This is a genomic window from Nocardia sp. NPDC087230, from assembly GCF_044744725.1.
Classification (GTDB): Bacteria; Actinomycetota; Actinomycetes; order Mycobacteriales; family Mycobacteriaceae; genus Nocardia; species Nocardia canadensis.
This window is the reverse complement of sequence record NZ_JBIUYV010000013.1, coordinates 105428-124541: the sequence shown is the minus strand read 5'-3', so window position 1 is coordinate 124541 and position 19114 is coordinate 105428. Positions and strand designations below refer to the sequence as shown.

General features: G+C 70.4%; 17 protein-coding genes. 8 read left to right on the top strand and 9 right to left on the bottom strand.

From position 1 onward, the window contains the following. Window positions 1-32 precede the first annotated feature (32 nt). The gene (locus ACIO52_RS29705) at window positions 33-1010 is read right to left on the bottom strand and encodes a hypothetical protein (RefSeq protein WP_402648523.1); all 978 of its coding nucleotides are present in this window, start codon (window positions 1008-1010) and stop codon (window positions 33-35) included. Window positions 1011-1328: 318 nt separating this feature from the next. On the opposite strand from ACIO52_RS29705, the gene ACIO52_RS29700 reads away from it, so the two are divergent. From ACIO52_RS29700 to ACIO52_RS29675, 6 genes are read left to right on the top strand one after another with little or no spacing between them, the layout of a single operon-like run. Beyond that, window positions 1329-2159 carry a glycosyltransferase gene (locus ACIO52_RS29700; protein WP_342802268.1) on the top strand — a complete coding sequence of 277 codons (831 nt, stop codon included), beginning with the start codon at window positions 1329-1331 and terminating at the stop codon, window positions 2157-2159. 3 nt (window positions 2160-2162) lie between these two features. After that, window positions 2163-3521: an O-antigen ligase family protein gene (locus ACIO52_RS29695; protein WP_402648520.1), complete on the top strand. Its 1359-nt coding sequence runs from the start codon at window positions 2163-2165 to the stop codon at window positions 3519-3521. Continuing rightward, on the top strand, window positions 3518-4588 hold the full coding sequence (locus ACIO52_RS29690; RefSeq protein WP_402648518.1) for a glycosyltransferase family 4 protein: 1071 nt from the start codon (window positions 3518-3520) through the stop codon (window positions 4586-4588). Before ACIO52_RS29695 ends, ACIO52_RS29690 begins: the two co-directional genes overlap by 4 nt. Beyond that, a complete protein-coding gene (locus tag ACIO52_RS29685; RefSeq protein WP_402648515.1) occupies window positions 4585-6186 on the top strand; it encodes an oligosaccharide flippase family protein in 1602 nt (533 codons plus the stop codon). The genes ACIO52_RS29690 and ACIO52_RS29685 overlap by 4 nt, the downstream gene beginning before the upstream one ends. Next, a complete protein-coding gene (locus tag ACIO52_RS29680) occupies window positions 6140-7159 on the top strand; it encodes a beta-xylosidase (protein ID WP_402648512.1) in 1020 nt (339 codons plus the stop codon). The genes ACIO52_RS29685 and ACIO52_RS29680 overlap by 47 nt, the downstream gene beginning before the upstream one ends. After that, window positions 7146-8264 (top strand): glycosyltransferase family 4 protein, encoded by a 1119-nt coding sequence (locus ACIO52_RS29675; protein ID WP_402648509.1) that lies wholly within the window; start codon window positions 7146-7148, stop codon window positions 8262-8264. The genes ACIO52_RS29680 and ACIO52_RS29675 overlap by 14 nt, the downstream gene beginning before the upstream one ends. Before the next feature lie 231 nt (window positions 8265-8495). Here ACIO52_RS29675 and ACIO52_RS29670 read toward each other — a convergent pair whose 3' ends face one another. Next, on the bottom strand, window positions 8496-9608 hold the full coding sequence (locus ACIO52_RS29670) for a class I SAM-dependent methyltransferase (RefSeq protein WP_402648506.1): 1113 nt from the start codon (window positions 9606-9608) through the stop codon (window positions 8496-8498). A 14-nt stretch (window positions 9609-9622) separates the two neighbouring features. Between ACIO52_RS29670 and rfbC the strand changes: the two genes are divergently transcribed. After that, complete coding sequence (gene rfbC, locus ACIO52_RS29665) at window positions 9623-10186, top strand: dTDP-4-dehydrorhamnose 3,5-epimerase (protein WP_218716403.1); 564 nt, start codon at window positions 9623-9625, stop codon at window positions 10184-10186. Here the strand turns inward: rfbC and ACIO52_RS29660 are convergent. From ACIO52_RS29660 to ACIO52_RS29645, 4 genes are read right to left on the bottom strand one after another with little or no spacing between them, the layout of a single operon-like run. Next, the gene (locus ACIO52_RS29660) at window positions 10164-11198 is read right to left on the bottom strand and encodes an NAD-dependent epimerase/dehydratase family protein (protein ID WP_402648541.1); all 1035 of its coding nucleotides are present in this window, start codon (window positions 11196-11198) and stop codon (window positions 10164-10166) included. The two genes, rfbC and ACIO52_RS29660, sit on opposite strands and share 23 nt — an antisense overlap. 2 nt (window positions 11199-11200) lie before the next feature. Beyond that, complete coding sequence (locus ACIO52_RS29655) at window positions 11201-11851, bottom strand: PIG-L family deacetylase (protein ID WP_316574670.1); 651 nt, start codon at window positions 11849-11851, stop codon at window positions 11201-11203. After that, a complete protein-coding gene (locus ACIO52_RS29650) occupies window positions 11848-12624 on the bottom strand; it encodes a glucose-1-phosphate cytidylyltransferase (protein WP_218716401.1) in 777 nt (258 codons plus the stop codon). Before ACIO52_RS29650 ends, ACIO52_RS29655 begins: the two co-directional genes overlap by 4 nt. After that, complete coding sequence (locus tag ACIO52_RS29645) at window positions 12621-13862, bottom strand: class I SAM-dependent methyltransferase (protein ID WP_316574671.1); 1242 nt, start codon at window positions 13860-13862, stop codon at window positions 12621-12623. Before ACIO52_RS29645 ends, ACIO52_RS29650 begins: the two co-directional genes overlap by 4 nt. Window positions 13863-14339: 477 nt before the next feature. On the opposite strand from ACIO52_RS29645, the gene ACIO52_RS29640 reads away from it, so the two are divergent. Then, complete coding sequence (locus ACIO52_RS29640; RefSeq protein ID WP_402648501.1) at window positions 14340-15833, top strand: sugar transferase; 1494 nt, start codon at window positions 14340-14342, stop codon at window positions 15831-15833. 41 nt (window positions 15834-15874) lie between these two features. Here the strand turns inward: ACIO52_RS29640 and ACIO52_RS29635 are convergent, their stop codons facing one another. Genes ACIO52_RS29635 through ACIO52_RS29625 form a run of 3 tightly spaced genes read right to left on the bottom strand, consistent with a single transcriptional unit; the run spans window position 15875 to window position 19089 of the window. After that, window positions 15875-17506: an ABC transporter permease gene (locus ACIO52_RS29635; RefSeq protein WP_402648498.1), complete on the bottom strand. Its 1632-nt coding sequence runs from the start codon at window positions 17504-17506 to the stop codon at window positions 15875-15877. Next, on the bottom strand, window positions 17503-18438 hold the full coding sequence (locus ACIO52_RS29630) for an ABC transporter ATP-binding protein (RefSeq protein ID WP_218716397.1): 936 nt from the start codon (window positions 18436-18438) through the stop codon (window positions 17503-17505). The genes ACIO52_RS29635 and ACIO52_RS29630 overlap by 4 nt, the downstream gene beginning before the upstream one ends. Before the next feature lie 3 nt (window positions 18439-18441). Beyond that, a complete protein-coding gene (locus ACIO52_RS29625) occupies window positions 18442-19089 on the bottom strand; it encodes a TetR family transcriptional regulator (protein WP_308248356.1) in 648 nt (215 codons plus the stop codon). Between the last annotated feature and the right edge of the window lie 25 nt (window positions 19090-19114).

Here is a 19114-nt window from a genome sequence, read left to right as displayed (position 1 = left end):
CGTGGCGACCCGGTCCCGAGCGGTTGCCCGCCCTACGCGCTGGGCGTCGAGTTCTTGCTCGCGGTCTTCACCGGGGCTGCCCGTGGGGGCCACTGGCGGGGGAGGACCGTGGTCTCGGGGTCGTAGGCGACGGATACCGACGCCGGCGCGATCGCGTCGGCCCGGGCGGACGGGTCGACCTCGGAGGTACCGACCGACGCGGATGTCTCGGCGGGCTTCGGGTCCTCGGCGGTGCGCTTGCGGCCGGTGCGCCGCTCCAGCGCGCCACGCGCCAGCACCAGGCCCTCGGCGGCCACGATCAAGGCGGCCAAGGCGGCGAACAGCCCTTCCTGCACCGGGTGCGGGGCCACCAGTTCCGTGCGCGGATTGCTGATCACGGTGAGCCGGGCCATGCCGAGCACCTGGCGGAACTCGATTTCGCGGGCGACGTCCCTGGCGTCGAAACTCAGCTCCGGCCGCAGCGGATCGTCGACGAGCCGCTTGGAGAAGGTGTCCTCGACGGCCCGGCGGTGATCTTCCAGGTCGGCCGCCGAGCGAGCGATCGCCTCGGTGCGCATCTGGGATCCGACACGGTCGAGCGACTGTTCTACCGCGAGGACGAGTTTGGCGGCCTGCTCGGGAGTGCTCGCCTGCGCTGTGATGATCAACAGCGAGGGTGCGGGGCCGGTCATGGCCGAGACCCGGGGCCGCAGATCGTCTTCGGAGGGGGCCAGCCCGTTCTTCACCACGTCCGACAGCACCCGGCTCTCGGTGATCAGCACGATGTAGGGCTGGGTGAGTTCGTTGAACACCGCGCCGATCGATTGCTGGGAGATCTGCGCGGTCAGGCTCGCCTCGTAGGTGCGGTCGCTGCGGTCGCGCACCAGCCAGACGCCCGCGCCGACCAGCACGGCCACCACCAGGGCGATCGGGAGGACCCGGATCAGCTGGCGGGCGTGCCCGGCGAGGTCGACGCCGGACATCGACGCGCTCGCCGAGCGGGACTCACCCGTCGCCGCCGTCTCACTCACACTTCCCCCACATTCCACCGGTAGTGGTGGCGATGGTAGCTGGGGTTCCGCTGCGCCGCGAGACGTGACCGCGACGGGTTTACCCGGCGGGTGCGGCCGGTAAACGTGTCCCGGAATCTGAAACGTCGATGCGGTCCCACTCGATACGCACGTGGCGCGACGTGCCCGCAGCGCCGCGGAAACAGTTCAGCGGGTCGATGTGGCGGAAATCGCCAGATGAGCGCGGGCGCGGGGAGATCGGTACGCTGAGCCGGTTCGTGCCCGCCCGCGGCGGGCACGCGGGATCGGTGAGTGACGGAAATCATGGAGGATCGAACAGTGGTGGGGGTTCGGGTGTCGGTGTGTGTCCCGGCATTCAACGCGGCACGCACGATCGTCGAGACCATCGGGTCGATCCTCGCGCAGGACTTCGCGGATTTCGAGATCGTCGTGGTCGACAACGCGAGTGTCGACGGCACCGGCGAGCTGGTGCGGTCCTTCGACGACGACCGGATTCGGCTCTACACCAACGACGTCGTCCTGCCGATCGCCGAGAACTGGGACCGGACGATCGGACTGGCCTCGGGTGAGCTGGTCAAGCTCGTCTGCGCCGACGACCTGATCACCCCGAATTGCCTGTCGGCGCAGGTCGACGCGCTGCGCGATCCGGAGATCGCCGTCACCGGCGCCAGGTTCGACGTCATCGACGACGCGGGAACGCTGCTCGCCCGATCGCGTGGGCTGACGGGACTGCTCGGGCGCCGCTCGTCGCGGACCGCCCTGCGCGCCTTCGTCCGCAAGCTCCCCGACGAACTGTGCCCGACGGCCGCGTTCATGTTCCGCCGCAGCGATCTGGCCACGACCAGCGGGTTCCGCACCGACTTCCTCTACGCGATGGACATCGACCTCATCGCGCAACTGGTCGAGCGCGGCGGCTTCTTCGGTGACAGCCGGGTGCTGGCGATCAACCGCGCCTCGGCGTTCAATTACTCCTCCACCACCTCGACCCTCAGCAAGCTGTCCGACGTGCTCCGGTTCAACCACCACTACCGGCGCAGGCACCGCGATCAGATCCGCCTCGTCGATGTCCTCGTCGGCGACGGCAAGGTCGTGCGTCAGGCACTGGTCCGGCTGGGCGCGCGGGTCAAACGCGCGGCCGGGAAGGGCTGAATCGTGGGCCCGCTGCTGTACCTGCTCGCGGTTCCGGTCGTGTGGGTGTTCCTGCGCTGGATCCGCCATCGGCCGCAGCGCGGGCTGTTGCTGGTCGCCGCGCTGGTGCCGTTCAACGGTCTGCTCCTGATCGCGCCCGGGTGGATGCAGGTCAACGGGTGGAAGGAGGCGCTGCTGCTGCTCACTCTCGCGGTGGCCGTCGTCGTCCCGCAGCGCGAATCCGAACCGCGCCCGGTGATTCCGTGGTGGTCGTTCGGCGCGGTCCTGGTCGTGTTCGGGGTCGTGTCGGCGTTCGTGACGGCAGGATCGCTCGGCCTGTTCGCGATCAAGATCACGTTCTTCTACTTCGTCGTGGTCCCGCTGATCCTGTACCTGCGACCGTTCAACGCGCGCGACCGCGATCTGCTGGTGACCATCATGATGATGGAGTCGATCGTGATCGCGGTGTTCGGATTGGCCCAGCAGGCGATCGGCGCGGCAGGACTGGCCCAGATGGGCTACGAGTACAACGAGACGATCCGGTTCTCGGGGGGCATCCTGCGCTCGTTCAGCACGTTCAATCAGCCGTTTCCGTTCGGGTTCTACCTGGTGACGGTCCTGCTCGTCGGTGGTTCGGTGGCGCTGGCCGCGCCGCGGCGCCCGCGCAACCGGATCTTCCTGCTGGCGACGCCGGTACTGGTCGCGGGGATCGCGGCGAGTGTGGTGCGGGCGGCGCTGGTGGGCCTGCTGGTCGGGGCACTGGTGCTGGCGGTGGTGCGGTATCGGCGGCAGCTGAAGGCGGTGATCATCGGCGGCGTCGTGCTGATCGGCCTGGGCAGTGTCGCGGTGTCCGCGCAGGCCCGCAGTTCGCTGTTCTCGTCGTCGAGCCTGGCCGACCGGGGGACCGGCTGGAACACCGTGATCCGGTCGGTCGGCAGTCATCCGTTCGGGGACGGTCTCGGTTCCACCGGCGCGGCGAAGGCGCGTCTGCTGGTCGAGGAACTCGGCCCGATGGCCGAGAAGCTGCCGTACGCCACCGGCGAGGTCCAGATCTACGGACGTCCGTATCAGCCCGACAACTACTACGTGAAGCTCCTGATCGAACTCGGGCCGATCGGTGTGTGGCTGTTCGCGGTGATCATGGTGGTGATCTACCTGATGTCGATTCGCGCGGCCCGCACACTGCGTGGCAACGACGCCGCCCTGGCGCTCGGCGTCGCGGCGGCGGTGCTGGCCAGCGCGGTGGCGGCGGTCGCGTCGAGCTACTTCGAGATCTTCCCCAGTGATTTCTACTTCTGGTTGCTGGCCGCGGTCGTCGGCTGTGCGATCACCCAGCAGTCCACGACCGTCGAGCGCAGCGCTGTCCCCGAGCAGGTCACATGAACGTCGAGGCACAGGAAAAGCGAGGTGGCGCACTGTGTTTCGGTGCGCTGGCCTGCCGTCCGAACGGGGCGGGGGTGTCGACCTATCAGCGTGAGCTGCTGGCGCGGATGCCGGCCCTGCTGGCGGGAACCGCCCTGTCGGCCGTGGTCCAAGCCGATGCCGTGGCGATCCTGCCGCCGGGCATCAGCGCGGTGACGCGTCCGGTCGCGGTGGGGGCGCGGCGGGCCTGGCACGGCATCGCCCCGCTGCGCGGCGTCGATGTCTTCCACGGGCTCGACGTCGACGTTCCGGTCACCGGGCCGCGCGCGACCGTCGGTACCGTGCACGACCTGTCGGTGTTCGATGTCCCGTGGGCCTTCAGTCGCTACCGGGCACGGGGCGAACAGCTGCTGGTCCGGATGTCGCTGGCCCGCGCCGATCTGCTCATCGCGGTCTCGGAGTTCACCGCCGAGCGGATCGCCGACCGGTTCGGCCGGGACGCGGTCGTCGTACCGCTCGCCCCCGCCGGGTGGGCGCGGGAACCCGGGGAACACGACGTCGCGCGAGTGCGCGCGCGGTATGACCTGCCGCCGCGCTTCGTGCTGCAAGTCGGCACCGTCGAACCGCGCAAGCAGGTCGCGATGCTGGCCGAGGCGGCCGGCCTCCTCGACGTCCCCCTGGTGCTGGCCGGTGCCGGATCCGACGGCCCGCAGGCGCCGAGCTCGGCGATCGGGCTCGGCTACGTCGACACCGCGGACCTGCCCGCGCTGTACGCGGCCGCGACGGTGGTCGCCTACTGCTCGCAGTACGAGGGATTCGGGCTGCCGCCGGTCGAGGCCATGGCCTGCGGTGGCGCGGTGGTCGCGAGTGCGGTCGGTGCGCTGCCCCAGGTCTGCGGGGACGGCGCCGTGCTCGTGGCGCGATCGGTCGCCGAGGACTGGGCGAAAGCCCTGCGCCCGCTGGTGCACGACGCGGCCGCCAACCAGGACCTGCGCCGTCGCGGCCTCGCCGCGGTGTCCGCGCTGAGCTGGCAGGCCACGGCAGCGGCGACCGTCGCCGCCTACCGCGCGGCCGGGCTGATGTCGTGACCGACGACGCCACCGCGGCCGTCGCCCGGGAGGAACCGGCCGACGGCGGACGCGCGCGATCCGGCCGGGCCGCGGCGAACAACACCGCGGCGATGCTGGCCAGCCGCGTCTTCGCCGCGGCGCTGGGACTGCTCGGCACCACGCTGATCGCCCGCATGCTCCCCGCGGTCGAATGGGGCTACTTCTCTTTCGTTTTCGGTCTGCTCGGCATGCTCGCGATCGTCACCGACCTCGGTGTCGGACGCGCGGTCATCGGGAAGCTGGTCCACGGTGAGCCCAGCGAGGCCGCCGAGATCGCGACCTCGTTCATCGTGTTGCGGACCGTACTCGGGCTCGTCGGCTACGGACTGGCGGTCGGCTACGTGCTCGTGCTGCGGTGTCCGCCCGAGGTGGTCACCGCCACCGCGGTCGCGGGACTGGTGGTGGTCGTGGCCACGCCGAGTCACGCGCTGACCGTGCTGTTCCAGTCGACCATGCGGCTGACCCTCGTCGCCGCGGCCGAAGCGCTCGCCCGCACGGTGCAACTGGCGGTGACCGTGTTGGCGGTCGTGTGGTCGCCGACCCTGCTCGTGGTCGTGGTGCCCGCCATCGTCTACGAGATCGTCGCGATCGCGGTGAAGATCGTCGCGGTCGGGCGCGGGCTGGGCGGGCCGATCCCCGCGCGGCAAATCGAGCTGCGCTGGTGGGGCGGCATGCTGCGGGAAGCGCTGCCGCTGAGCATCGGGCTCGCGCTGATCATCATGTTGCAGAAGGTCGGGCTGTTGCTGCTCGGGCATTTCGACAGCTACGAGTCCGTCGGGCTCTTCGCCGTCGGCATGAAGTTCGCCGATCTGCTCGACACCGCCGCGATCGCGGTGGTCGCCCCGCTGACCACCCTCTTGATCGCCCTGTGGCCCGACGATCCGGCGCGGTTCCGCCGCTATTTCCGCCAGGCGACCACCGCGCTGACCGCGCTCGGCCTGGCCGCGCTGGTGGCCTTCTGGCCGGTCGCCGCCGACGGTGTGCGGCTGCTGTTCGGCGCCGATCTCGAAGCGGCGGCGGACGCCGCCCGGATCCAGATCCTCGGCGGGCTGCTGGGGGCACTGGCACACCTCGCGCTGGTGGCGCTGATGGCCGTCGGGCGCAACGTGGTCATCCCCTGGATCGCGGCGGTCGCGCTGCTGGTCGATCTCGCGGTGGCGTGGCCGCTGATCTCGCGGTGGTCCTACGAGGGCGCGGCCGTCGCCGGACTGCTGGCGCAGCTGGTGCTGCTCATCGCGGTCTGGGTGGCGCTGGCCGCGGCGGTCCGGATGCGGCGGCTGGTGCCGCTGGCCACGGTGGCCGCCATCGCCGGAGTGGCCGTCGCGGTGATCGCCGCGGCGACCGCGATCGACCGGCACTGGGCGCCGCCGTGGATCGTCACCGCGATCACCGCCTGCCTGATATACCTATTTCTCGCCGGATGCATCGTGCGGCGGACCGACGGACTGACGATACGAACCTTGCGGGGGCCGAAACCTGATGACACTGTGGCGAATCGCCCGGGTGATGCTCATCGCCGCAGTCGTCACGGTGACAGTGTCGGGATGCGCGACGATCGTGCCGACGACCCCCACTGACACCGCCCCCGCAGGCCTCGGGGTGTCGGGCGGCCACGCCTGGCTGGAATCCGGTGCGGCGGAACTGGACCGGCAGATGGGCATCGTCGCCGCCAGCGGAGCCACCTGGGTCCGGATCGACCTCGACTGGTCGGTGATCGAACCGCAGCGGGGCCGCCAGGACTGGTCGGCGACCGATCGCGCCATCGATGCGGCGCGCGCCCACGATCTGTCCGTGCTGGCGATCCTGACCTACGCGCCCGCCTGGGCCGGGCTGCACGAGGGCGCCCCGAGCAGCAAGTTGGTGCCGCAGCCGGTGCTGTTCGGCCGGTTCGTCGGCGACGCGGTCGATCGCTACCGCGACCAGATCTCGCACTGGGAGATCTGGAACGAACCCAATGTCACCGCCTTCTTCGCGCCGCGGCCGGACATCGGCGTCTACGCGCATCTGCTGCGCCAGGCCGCGCTGTCGGTCCGGTCGCGCCAGCCGCACGGCCAGGTGATCGTCGGCGGCCTGGCACCGGCGACGAACAACGGTCAAGACATCGCGCCGACCTCGTTCGTGGAACTGCTCTACGAACTCGGGGCGGCGGCCGACTTCGACGGGATCGCGGTGCATCCCTACTCCTATCCGGAGCTGCCCGCCTCGCCTGCCTGGTACAACGCCTTCGGCAATCTGATGGCCATCCGGCGCATCATGGACGCGAACAGCGACACCTCGGCCCTGTTGTGGCCGACCGAATTCGGGGCGCCGACCGGCACCGGCGCACGATCGGTCAGTGAAGCGGTGCAGGCCGAGATCCTCGATCAGGGACTCGGCTTGATCGCCACGATGCACGATGTCGGGCCGGTGTTCGTCTACTCCCTCCTCGATGCCGGCGACAACCGCGACGATCTCGAGGACAACTTCGGCCTGCTGCGCCGCGACTACACCGAGAAGCCCGCGCTGGCGGTGCTGCGCGCCCACGCGGAGGCGCGGCGTGCCGGTCGATAGCAGCGCTCGGGAGCTGGTGTTCGTCGCGCATTCCGGCCGGGCTTCCGGCGCCGAGAAGATCATGCTGACCCTCGCCGAGCGGGCCGTGGCCGAGGGCTGGCGGGTGCGGGTGGTCTGCCCGGACGGTCCGCTCCGGAAGCTGCTGCCCGCCACGGTCGGCCACGTCGCGATCCCGGAACTCGGATTGGCCGGGCAGCGGGGCGGGCAGCGCCTGCGCGCGGCCGCCGTCATGCTGTGGCGGTGGGCCCTGGCCGCCCGCGTGCTCCGGCGGGTAGCGCGCACCGCCGGGGTCCGGCTGGTGGTGAACTCGACGATGGCGCTGCCCGCGGTGGCCCTGGCGCTGCCGCCTCGGCGGGCGGCGGTGTGGCTGGTGCACGATGTGGTGGCGGGCCGACGGCAGCGCACGGTGGCGCGGGTGGGCCGCCGCGCGGTCGGTCGCGCCGTCGCGGTGTCCGAGCGTGCCGCGGCGCCGGTGCGCGCGTTGGGATTCGAGGTCGAGGTCGCCCGGCAAGGAGTGCGCTGGCCGGTCGAAGCCGCCCCGGTCGTCGAGCGCAGCCCGCTGGTGGTCGGGATCCTGGGCGTGGTGACCGAGTGGAAGGGCCAGCACGTGCTGCTGGCGGCCGCCGCCGGGCTCCCCGAGGTCGTGATCGAGATCGCCGGCTCGCCGCACCCCGGTGACGAACCGTATCTGGCCGCGTTGCGGGAACGAGCGCGGCGGCCCGATCTGGCCGGCCGGGTCCGATTCCTCGGCAATGTCGATCCGTTGCCGACGATCTGGGGATGGGACGTGCTGGTGTCGGCGAGCGTGCTGCCCGAGGCGGGCCCGCTGGTGGTGCTGGAGGCGATGAGCGTCGGCGTGCCGGTCGTCGCGACCGGCCACGGCGGCAACGTCACCGACGACACGGCGGTGTGTGTCGCGCCCGACGATCCGGTCGCCTTGCGCGAGGCGCTGCGGCGTCTCGGCCGGGAACCGGACCTGCGAGCCCGGCTGCGAGACAGCGGCCGTGCGGCCGTGGCGGCCCGCCACGATCTCGCCGAGACGTTGCCCCGCATGCTGGACGTGCTGCTCGGGACCCCGGATCAGATCGAAGAGGTCGGGCCGTAGGCGGGCAACGGCGGACATCGGTGTGGCCGAGCACCCCGTTCACGGTGCGGCGGAACCCGGAAAGCCGCGGCGCGCCTTCGATTCCGGCGATATCGTCACCGGCGGCCTCGACACCGAGGCTGGGCGTCGACCACTCGAACGTCAGCCGCCCGGCCAGGGCCCGCACATGGCGCGACGCTGGGAGCTTGTCGAGCAATCCCACCGTGCTGGTCGTGCGTCCTCAGCGAAAGATCAACTGCGCCACAGTGTTCCGGGCACGCCGTCGAGCGCGGGAGTGCGCGGGCCTGCCGGATCGTCGACGAACCAGCGTCCGTCCAGCGCGGGCAGCAGGGCGCTGACCTCGGCGAACAGGTCGGGCAGTGTCAGCAGGACGGCATCGGGGACTGCGTGGACGAGGTCTGTGGGGGAGATGATCGGGATGTCGGTGCCCGGCATCCGGCAGCCCTGTTTGGCGGGCGAGGCGTCGGCGACCCCGGCGAGCAGGCCGCGGTGCGCGCCCGCCATCGCCAGCAGGGCGACGGCGCGCGAGGCGGCCCCGTAGGCGTACACCCGCTGCCCGGCCCGGTGCTCGAGCCAGGCGCGCAGGGTGCCGACGTGCTGATCGACCACCCGCTGCAACGTGTCGGCCGACGGCGCGGCGGCCTCGGCGGCGAGGATCGCCGCCACGCTGGGATCGGCGTCGTGCTCGCCATGGCGAGCGGCGAGCAGCACGGTGCCGCCGTAGAGCTCGAACCGCCACCCGCTGACCACGCTCATCCCGGCCGCGCGCAGCAGGCTGCGCAGGGTGTCGAGGGAGTAGTAGGCGAAATGCCCGTGCCGCAACGCATTCCACTGTCCTTGGGCGAGGATCGCGGCCAGCGAGTGGTATTGCACCAGGAGCACTCCGCCGGGCACGGTGGCGGCGGCCCTGGCCGCGAAGGCCGCGCGCTGATCCGGTTCGTGCATGATGCCGAAGCAGTCCAGGACCACGTCGGCGGGGCCGTCGGTCGGGGTGAAGCCGCAGTCGGTGAGCAGCGGGAGCCAGGTGCCCCCGTGCGGGCTGCCGAACTCGGCCACCGTCGAACCCCGCAGCAGCCCGGCGGTCTCGACGAGTCGTACCGCCGCGGCGGCCTGCTCCCGCAGGGCCAGCGGTTCGATGCCGCGGGGTTCCGCGGTGACGGTGTCGTCGTCGGCGAGCTGGGCCAGCCCGCACCCCGCGCAGCGGTCCATGCGCAGCGGATGACCGGATTCGGCGGGGTCGAGGGGGCTGTCGTGGGGCGGGAAGTGGTCGGCGGCGGGTACCGAGCCCAGGTCGAGAACGGTGGTGAGGGCGGTACTTCCGCAGCCGCGGCACCGGCGGGTCATGACAGGATGTCCTCGTGCGTATCGAGCGGACCGACTTGGCCGACGTGGTGGTGCTGGTTCCCGAGCCGTTCCGGGACGAGCGCGGACTGTTCACCCGTACCTTCGACGCCGCGGAATTCGACGCCCACTTGGGCGTCGACGGTGCGGCGGCGAGCTTCGTGCAGGACTCGCAGTCGCGGTCGCGGCGCGGGGTGATCCGGGGCATGCACGGGCGCGGCGGTCGCGGCGAGGCGAAACTGGTGCGCTGCGCGCACGGTGCCGTGCACGACGTCCTCGTCGACATCCGGCCCGGCTCGCCCACCTTCGGCGCCACCCAGGCCTTCCGGCTCGACGACGAGGACTTCCACCATCTGTACGTGCCGCCGGGTTTCCTGCACGGGTTCCAGGCACTGACCGAGGTCGCCGACGTCTGCTACCGCATCGACCGTCCGCACGACCCGGCCGAGGACCTCGGTGTCGCCTACGACGACCCCGACCTGGCGATCGCCTGGCCGCTGCCCGTCGGCGTGGTCTCCGCCCGCGACGCGCGGGCGGGCAGCTGGTCGCGGCTGCTCGCTACGCTGACGCCGTCGCACTGACCCGGCGCAGCCGCGCGTCCAGTTCGCCGGTGTCGCAGAGCTTCTGCAACTGCGGCAGCCGGGTGAACCGTTGGAAGAAGTCGTCGGCGGTGAGTCCGCGCGCGGTGTACTCGGTGAAGAGTTCGGCGGCACCCGCGGGTACCGTCCACCGCGCCTCGAAACCGAGAACCGCACGCGCGGCGGAGAAGTCGACTCGATAGGAGCGGGGGTCCGCGCCGTTCTCGCCGGTGATCAGCAGCCGCGACCCCGGCACCGCGTCGACGACCGCGGCCGCGATCTCGGCCACGGTCAGGTTGTTGACCTCGGTGCCGATATTGAAGGCGCGGCAGGAGATGTCGGCGTTCGGCGCGGTCAGGCAGGTCGCGAACGCGGTCGCGATGTCCTGGGCGTGCACGAGTGGCCGCCACGGGGTTCCGTCGGAGAGCACCTTGACCTCGCCGGTGAGCACCGCGTAGCCGACCAGGTTGTTGAGCACGATGTCGGCCCGCAGGCGCGGCGAGAAGCCGAAAGCCGTGGCGTTGCGCAGGAACACGGGGACGAAATCGGCGTCGGCGAGGGCGGCGACGTCGTCTTCGACGCGCACCTTGCTCTGCGCGTACGGGGTGATCGGGCGCAGTGGGGCGTCCTCGGTGACCAGCTCGGCACCGGCGGCTCCGTAGACCGAACAGGTGGAGGCGTACAGGAACCGCCGCACCCCGGCCTCTTTCGCCAGTCGCGCCAGGCGCACCGAGGCGTGGTGATTGATGTCGTAGGTGATCTCCGGCGCCAGCGCGCCCAGCGGGTCGTTCGACAGCGCGGCCAGATGGATCACCGCGTCGAACCCGCGCAGTTGCTCGACGGTGACCGCGCGCAGGTCGACGGCCGCGCCCTCGGGGTCGCCGGCGAAGTCACCGAGCAGGCAGTCGGCGAAGTAGCCGATGTCCAGCCCGGCGACGCTGTGGCCCGCGGCCCGCAGCACCGGCACCATCACGGTGCCGAGATAGCCCTGGTGCCCGGTGACCAGTACCCGCATGTTCACGTCCGTTCCCATCTGATGATCGCCTTGTCCAGCACGAACGCCTCGGCATAGGGCGCGTGACACTGCACGCCACGCATCCTGGCCAGCCCGAGGAAGGCCTCTTCGTCGAACCAGTCACGGCCGGTCTGCGACGGATAGTGCTCGTGCAGCAGCCGCGACTTCTCCCGCGCGAGTTCCCGGGTGAGCGGGTGATACAGGGTGGGTGCCGGAGTGTCGGTCTCCCACTTGAGGATCTCGTAGCCCAGGGTCAGGTGGTCGCGGAACTCCGTGGGCACCAGCTCGGCCAGCAGCCGGTGGTCCTGATGGGCATCACCGCGCTGCGGCGCGAACACCACCTCGGGCTCACCGGCACGCCGGAACCGGGCCAGGGCGTCCTTGATCCGGTCCCAGTGCGCCGGGGCGCGGCCGTCGGGCACGTCGAGCACGTCGAGCTGGGGCTCGGTGCCGGAACAGAACGCGGTCAGCGCCGCGCGTTCCTCGTCCTCGCGCGCGGTGCCGCCACCGGAGAGCACCAGTGCCCTGACCTCGATCTCGGGGTCGGCGGCGGTGAGGGCGAGCAGGGTGGCACCCAGGCCGATCGCGATGTCGTCACAGTGCGCGCCGAGCAGCGCGAGCCGGCGCGGCGGGCGGGGGAACAGCCCGATCACGCCTGCTCCCACACCATCCACGGCCGGGAGCCGTTGCGGTAGGCATCGTCGAGTTCGGCGCGCTCCTTGAAGGTGTCGGCCGGTTTCCAGAAGCCCAGGTGCTGATAGCCGAACAACCGGCCCTGCCCGGCCAGCGCACCGCACGCGTCGGCGACCAGATCACCGCCGGGCGGGAGCAGGTCGAAGATCTCCTGGCTGAGCACGAAGTAGCCGCCGTTCTCCCACAGCGGCATCCGGGCCACCGGCATGATCTCCTTCACCTCGCCGGTCGCGGTGATGTCGACGCAGTGGAACGAGGACTGCGGCGGGACCACCATCATCGACGCCGCGGCGCCCGAGGCGTGGAAGGTCTCGACCATGGTGTCCAGCGGGGCGTCGGTGAGCACGTCGGCGTAGTTGGCCAGGAAGTACTCGTCGCCGTCGAGGTGCGCGCGGACCCGGCGCAACCGCTCACCGATCGCGGACTCGACCCCGGTGTCGACGAAGGTGATCGACCAGTCGCCGATATCGCTGCCGAGCAGTTCCACCTGGCCGTTGCGGATGACGAAGTCGTTGGACGCCGATTCCTGATAGGTGAGGAAGAAGTTCTTGATGTGCTCGGCGCCGTAGCCCAGGCACAGGATGAACTCCTTGTGTCCGTAGTGCGCGTAGTAGCGCATCACGTGCCACAGCAGCGGCCGCGGCCCGACCAGCTGCATCGGCTTCGGGACGACGTCGTCGGAGCCGCCGCGCATGCGCATGCCGTATCCGCCGCAGAACAGCACGACCTTCATCGGTTCACCTTCGTTTCCGTGCCCGCGCGGTGCAGCACCGGCAGCGGATAGATCAGTTCGCCGCCCCAGTCGCCGACATGGCGCAGCTGGGCGGTGATCTCGGTTTCGAGATTCCACGGCAGGACGAGCACGACATCGGGCCGGTCGGCGTCGATGCGCTCCGGCGGATGAATCGGAATCCGGGTGCCCGGGGTGTATCGGCCGTGCTTGTAGGGGTTGCGGTCCACGGTGTACTCGAGCAGGTCGGGCCGGATGCCGCAGTAGTTCAGCAGGGTGTTGCCCTTGCCGGGGGCGCCGTAGCCGACGACCCGCTTGCCCTGATCCCGGCAGTCGAGCAGGAAGCGCAGCAGCTCGAGCCGGACCCGTTCGGCCCGCACGCCGAGTTCGGCGTAACCGGCCGGGACGTGCAGGTCGGCGGCGCGCTCGAGCTCGAGGACCTCGGCCACCCGCCCGGTCGGCACCGCGACCTGCTCGGGGCGGGCCCACAACCGGATCGAGCCGCCGTGGGTCTCGAGCAGCTCCACGTCGACCACCGTCAACCCGGCGACCGCGAGCGCACGCTGGGCCGAATGCACGGTGTAGTACTGGAAGTGCTCGTGATAGACCGTGTCGAACTGGCCCAGCCGCACCAGGTTCAGAGCGTGGTGCACCTCGATGCTCAGCCAGCCGTCGTCGGCGAGCAGGGTGCGCAGGGCGCGGGTGAAACCGCGCAGGTCGGGGACGTGCGCGTAGACGTTGTTCGCGACCACCAGATCGGCGGGCCCGTGCTCGGCGCGCACCCGCGCGGCCGATTCCGCGTCGAGGAAGGCGGTCTCGGTGGGCACTCCCGCCGACCTGGCCGCCTCGCCGACATTGACCGACGGCTCGATGCCCAGGCACGGGATGCCACGGGCCACGGCGTGGCGCAGCAGATAGCCGTCGTTGCTGGCGACCTCGACGACGAACGAATCGGTGTCGAGCCCCAGCCGCTCGGTCGCGGTGGCGACGAATCGCGCGGCGTGGTCGACCCAGCTGTGTGAGTACGACGAGAAGTACGCGTACTCGGTGAAAGTCTCCTCCGGCGTGATCAGTGCGGGGATCTGCAACAGCAGGCAGTCCCGGCACAGGCGCAGGTGCAGCGGATAGGTCGATTCCGGCAGGTCGAGCTGGGTCTCGGACAGGAAGCTCTCACACGGCGGGGTCGCGCCCAGATCGAGTACGCTCTCGAGCCGATCGGAATCGCAGAGACGACACTGCACGCGGGCTCACCTTCTAGCTGTTCATTCGTCGCGGCCGGCGCCGGACATGCCGGACGTCGGCGCGGCGTGGTCAGACGTTACAACCGGAGGTAGGCGGGGGCCATTCGAAACAGCCGGGGTGGAAACCAATTCATGGCATGTTTCGGGATCGGGGCTGTTCGCGGGCATTTCGGCAAATTGTCGGCGACGACAACTTCTCCTCGGCGAATTGTGATCCGTCCCATCCGGAAATCAATTGTCCTGCGATCATATCCGATAGCCATCATTCATCTGCCGATAGCCATGTGATAGCCATCATACTCGGCTACCTATGGAATGCACTGTGGCCCTTAACCTTCGGAAAGAAGTCGCCTCGAGACTCTGTAACAATCAGCGGGCGGGCATCGAATCGACGGGCAGAGGGCGGCCGAGCGGGCCGCATTCCGGTCGACGGCGACCGGAAATATGATTCGTCTCCCGAGGGGGAGGTGTGGGTTCATGAGCTTCGAGCTCACCGGTGGCAGCGATGTGAATGTGGTCAACGGTGTCCGAGTGCTGCGCCGAACGCAGCGCGAGAATTGGCAGGAGGCGTATCTGCAACGCCTGGGCGTCACCGACGTCGCCGCCGTGTTCGCCGCGGTGGCGGCGGCCCAGGTCCTGCGCTTCGACGGTCCCGCCGCGCCGCCGCTGGCCTGGCCGCTGCCCTACGAGATCGGCTACTCGGTGGTGTCGCTGGCGCTGGCCGCGGGGTGGCTGGCGCTGCTGCACGGCACCCGCACGCCGCAGGTGATCGGCTCCGGCAGCGAGGAATTCCGCCGGCTGGTCTCGGCGACGATGCGCCTGTTCGGGGTGCTGGCCATCCTCGCGCTGCTGTTCCGGGTCGAGGTGGCGCGCGGCTATCTCGCCATCGCGTTGCCCGCCGGGCTGTGCGCCCTGATCGTAGGCCGGCTGGCCTGGCGGTCGCGGCTGCGACGCTGGCGCGCCCAGGGGCGCTGCCACACGGCGGTGCTCGTGGTCGGCTCGCCCGAGGCCGCGCACGCCATGGCCACCGCCTTCACCGACGACCCCGGTTCCGGCTATCGGATCGTCGGTGTCTGTGTGCCCGCGGGCTCCGGTGACCGGCGCTTCACGACGGTCGACGGACCGACGGTGCTCGGCGACGATCGTTCGGTGCTCGAGGCGGTGCGCCGCAGCGGCGCCGACTCGGTGGCCGTGGCGGCGACCGACCATCTCGGCCCGGTCGAATTGCGACGGATGGCCTGGGAGCTGGATCCCTTGGGCGTCGATCTCATCGTGGCGCCGGGCGTGGTCGACATCGCGGGCATCCGGCTGACCAACCGGATCGTGGCCGGCATGCCGATGCTGCACATCGACGGGCCCCGCTACGACCACGCCAAGTCCAGCCGCAAAGCGCTGTTCGACTTCTGCTTCGCCACCGCCGTGCTGGTGCTCATCGCGCCCATGCTGCTGGCCATCTCGCTCGCGGTACGCACGACGAGCCCGGGGCCGATCTTCTATCTGTCCGAACGGATCGGCCGTGACGGCATCCCGTTCCGGATGATCAAGTTCCGCAGCATGCTGGTCGGCGCCGACCGCGCCGTGGACGCGCTGATCGAGAGCCACGGCGGCAATCCGGTCTTCTTCAAGGTGAAAGACGACCCGCGCGTCACTCCCGTCGGCCGCTTCCTGCGCAAGTACAGCCTCGACGAGCTGCCGCAGTTCTTCAATGTGCTGCGCGGGGACATGAGCGTGGTCGGGCCGCGACCGCAGGTGCAGCGTGAGGTCGACAGCTACGACGGAGAGATGCGCCGCCGACTGCTGGTGAAGCCCGGTGTCACCGGGCTCTGGCAGGTGAGCGGGCGCTCGGACCTGTCCCCGGAGGACTCGGTGCGGCTGGACCTGTCCTATGTCGAGAACTGGTCGATGGTCCTCGATCTGATCCTGATCGGCCGCACCATCGGCGCGGTCACCCGCGGCGACGGCGCGTACTGACCACCGGGGTGGTGGGCGAGGCGCACCACCCCGGCCCCGGCTCAGCGCAGGTCGCGCCGACGGAAGGCGGTCAGTCCCACGGCGATTCCCGCCACCGCGACCAGCAGCAGCCAGCCGATCGGGACGATGTCGAACGTCGCGCCGGGCAGCTTCGGCGGATGCACGAACGGCACCAGATCCATCAGCCACTGCGGGAACGTGCCCAGCGAGCCGAGCAACACGATGACGATCATCGCGCTCAGCACCGCCCAGGCCAGCGACGCGTACTTCGGGACCACGCCGAACAGCAGCAGCGCGATCGCGGTGACCACCCAGACCGCGGGCAGCTGCACCGCGACGGCACCCAGCGATTCGCCGAGCTTGCCGACCACGTCACCGTCGGTGGCGCCCCAGACGACGCCGATGCCCAGACCCGCCACCAGCAGTGTCACAGCCGGTCCGGCCAGCGCGAACAGCAGATGGCTCGCCGCGTACCGCACGCGGCCGACGGCCGCCGCCAGCACGCTCTCGGCACGACCGGTGTTCTCCTCCTCGTGCAGCCGCAGCACCGCCGACACCGAGTACGCGGCCGCCGCCGCGGCCAGCATGGTGATCGCGTAGGCGATGAACGACTTCTCCAGATCGGCCGATCCGCCCATCGAGGTGACCACGTCCTGGAGTGTGCCGCTGTCGTCGAGCATGCCGCCGATGCTCTGCACCGCCCCACCGATCAGCAGGCCGTACAGGCCGAAACCGATCGTCCAGGCCAGCATCGACCCCCGCTGCAACCGCCATGCCAGTCCGACCGGGCCCGACAGCGCGGCACCCGCGGTGGCGGGACCCGGACGGTCGGCCAGCAGTCCCGCACCGAGGTCACGGGTTCGCAGCAGCTGGTAGGCGAGCAGGGTCGCCCCGGTGGCGACGGCGGCCAGGGGCACCAGGACCCACCAGCGCTCTTCCGCGTACGGGCGGATCTGCAGACACCAGCCCAGCGGCGAGAACCACGACAGCACACCGTTTCCGGCGTCGCCGACCGCCCGCACCGCGAACGCCGCGCCCAGGATGCCCAGCGCGACACCGCGGGCGATCCGCGCGCCGTTGCTCAGCTGCGCGGCCACCGCGGCCACCGCGGCCCAGACGATGCCGGCGGCGGCCAGCGCCGCACCCCAGGCCACCGACCCCGCGACCGGCAGGTCGGTGCCGAGCAGTGATGCGGTGCAGGCGATCCCGGCCACCGCCGACGCGCCGAAGGTCAGCAGCAGCGCACCGGTGAGCCCGGCGAACCGGCCGATGCTGGTGGCGCCCACGAGCTCCGCACGCCCGGTCTCCTCCTCGACCCTGGTGTGCCGGATGACCGTCAGCACGGCCGCGATGGCGATCATCGAATACATCGCCCCGGCCTTCCAGGTGCCGATGGATCCCAGCGAGGAGTTGAACACGGGACCGTACATGGCCAGCAGCGCCGGACTTGCCGCGGTGGTCGCGGCGAAGCTGTCGAGCTGCTGCTGGGTGCTGTAGAGGTCCTTGATGGAGACGATCTGCAGCGCCGGCATCAGCCCGATCAGCAGCGACCACAGCGGTGCGATGATCCGGTCGCGACGCAGGTACAGCCGCAGCATCTGCCCGGTGCCCGCGAATTCCCCTGCGGTGCGGGTGGTTCCGAGGAACCCGGGGGAGGCGGCGATGGTGGTCATGCCCGCACCTTCTCTCCGGTGGCCGCGTCGTCGGCCTCGACGTGGTAGTGCCGCAGGAACAGGTCCTCGAGCGTCGGCGGTGCGCTGGTGAGGCTGCGCACGCCCGCGTCGCCCAGCACTTGGATCAGCCGGCCGAGGTGATCGGCGTCGACCTGGCAGCGCAGGGTCGACCCGTCGCGTTCCACGTCCTCGACGCCGGGCAGTGCGCCGACATCGCCCGGGTCGCCGATCAATTCGGCGGTGATCGCCGTGCGGCTCAGGTGCCGGAGCTGGTCGAGCGAACCGGATTCGACGGTGCGGCCGGCGCGGATGATGGTCACCCGATCGCAGAGATGCTCGACCTCGGACAGGATGTGACTCGACAGCAGCACCGTGGCCCCGCGGGCGGCGGCATCGCGGACGCAGCCCTGGAAGATCTGCTCCATCAGCGGGTCGAGGCCCGAGGTCGGCTCGTCGAGGATCAGCAGATCGGCATTCGCCGAAAAGGCCGACACCAGCGCGACTTTCTGCCGGTTGCCCTTGGAGTAGGTGCGGGCCTTCTTGGTCGGGTCCAGCTCGAACCGCTCGATCAGCTCGGCGCGGCGGGTCTCGTCGATGCCGCCGCGCATCCGGGCGAGCAGGTCGATCGTCTCGCCACCCGACAGTGACGGCCAGAGCGTGACATCGCCTGGTACATAAGCGATCCGGTGGTGCAGGGCGACCGCGTCGGTCCACGGGTCGCGGCCGAACAGGGCCGCCTCGCCGCCGGAGGCGCGCAGGACGCCGAGCAGGACGCGAATGGTGGTGGATTTGCCCGCGCCGTTGGGGCCGAGGAAACCGTGGATCTCGCCGGGACCGACGTGCAGGTCCAGTCCGTCGAGCGCGGCGAATCGGCCGAAAGTCTTACGCAGGTCATGGACTTCGATGACCCGATCGGTGGTGGGGGAGGGCATCGTCTACTCCTCGATGAGGCTGTCGAGCAGAGTCGAATCGGTCAGCATGCCTTGGGTGTAGAGCTCGAGCGCCGGGAAGGTGGTCAGGTCCGACAGGTCCCGGATCGCCTTGCGGTAGTCGAGCTTTCCCTCGCGCTGCATTCGCATCTGCAGATAGAGGTTGGTGGCTCCGATGTGGCAGAGCACGACGTATCTGGCCCGGGCCGCGGGATCGCGGCTCGGTTTGAGCTGGCCCGCCTCGACGGCGGCCTGCATGTAGTCCTGCGCGTCGGCGACCATGTGTTCGAGCAGGGACTCGGCCAGCGCGCCGCCGGCTTGGAAGCTGCGCAGGATGTAGGCGAGCAGCGGGGCGTAGATCTCGATCTCGGCCAGGGCGCTGAGCATTCCAGCGGCACCCTGTGTGCGGATGACGCGCAGCTTCTCGTCGCGAATGAGCTCGAGCACGCGATCGTCGCAGGCGGCGCGCAGTCCGTCCTTGGAACCGAAGTGATGGTTCACCAGGCCGGGTGACACTCCGGCCGCCGCGGCGATCGCCCGGACGCCGACGCCGAAACCCTGTTCTCCGAACAGGTCGATCGCGGTGTCGCGAATGCGGGCCATGGTCGTCAGATCGGCGGAGGATCCTTGCGGTACGGGCTGTTGGCTGAACACATGTTCAATATACTAAACACTCGTT

What these genes read in the sequence shown, in the direction of transcription:
- ACIO52_RS29690 (WP_402648518.1), top strand. Translation starts at nt 3,518, where the DNA reads ATGAACGTCGAGGCACAGGAAAAGCGAGGTGGCGCACTGTGTTTCGGT.
- ACIO52_RS29670 (WP_402648506.1), bottom strand. Translation starts at nt 9,608, where the DNA reads ATGACCCGCCGGTGCCGCGGCTGCGGAAGTACCGCCCTCACCACCGTT.
- ACIO52_RS29660 (WP_402648541.1), bottom strand. Translation starts at nt 11,198, where the DNA reads ATGCGGGTACTGGTCACCGGGCACCAGGGCTATCTCGGCACCGTGATG.
- ACIO52_RS29650 (WP_218716401.1), bottom strand. Translation starts at nt 12,624, where the DNA reads ATGAAGGTCGTGCTGTTCTGCGGCGGATACGGCATGCGCATGCGCGGC.
- ACIO52_RS29640 (WP_402648501.1), top strand. Translation starts at nt 14,340, where the DNA reads ATGAGCTTCGAGCTCACCGGTGGCAGCGATGTGAATGTGGTCAACGGT.
- ACIO52_RS29635 (WP_402648498.1), bottom strand. Translation starts at nt 17,506, where the DNA reads ATGACCACCATCGCCGCCTCCCCCGGGTTCCTCGGAACCACCCGCACC.
- ACIO52_RS29630 (WP_218716397.1), bottom strand. Translation starts at nt 18,438, where the DNA reads ATGCCCTCCCCCACCACCGATCGGGTCATCGAAGTCCATGACCTGCGT.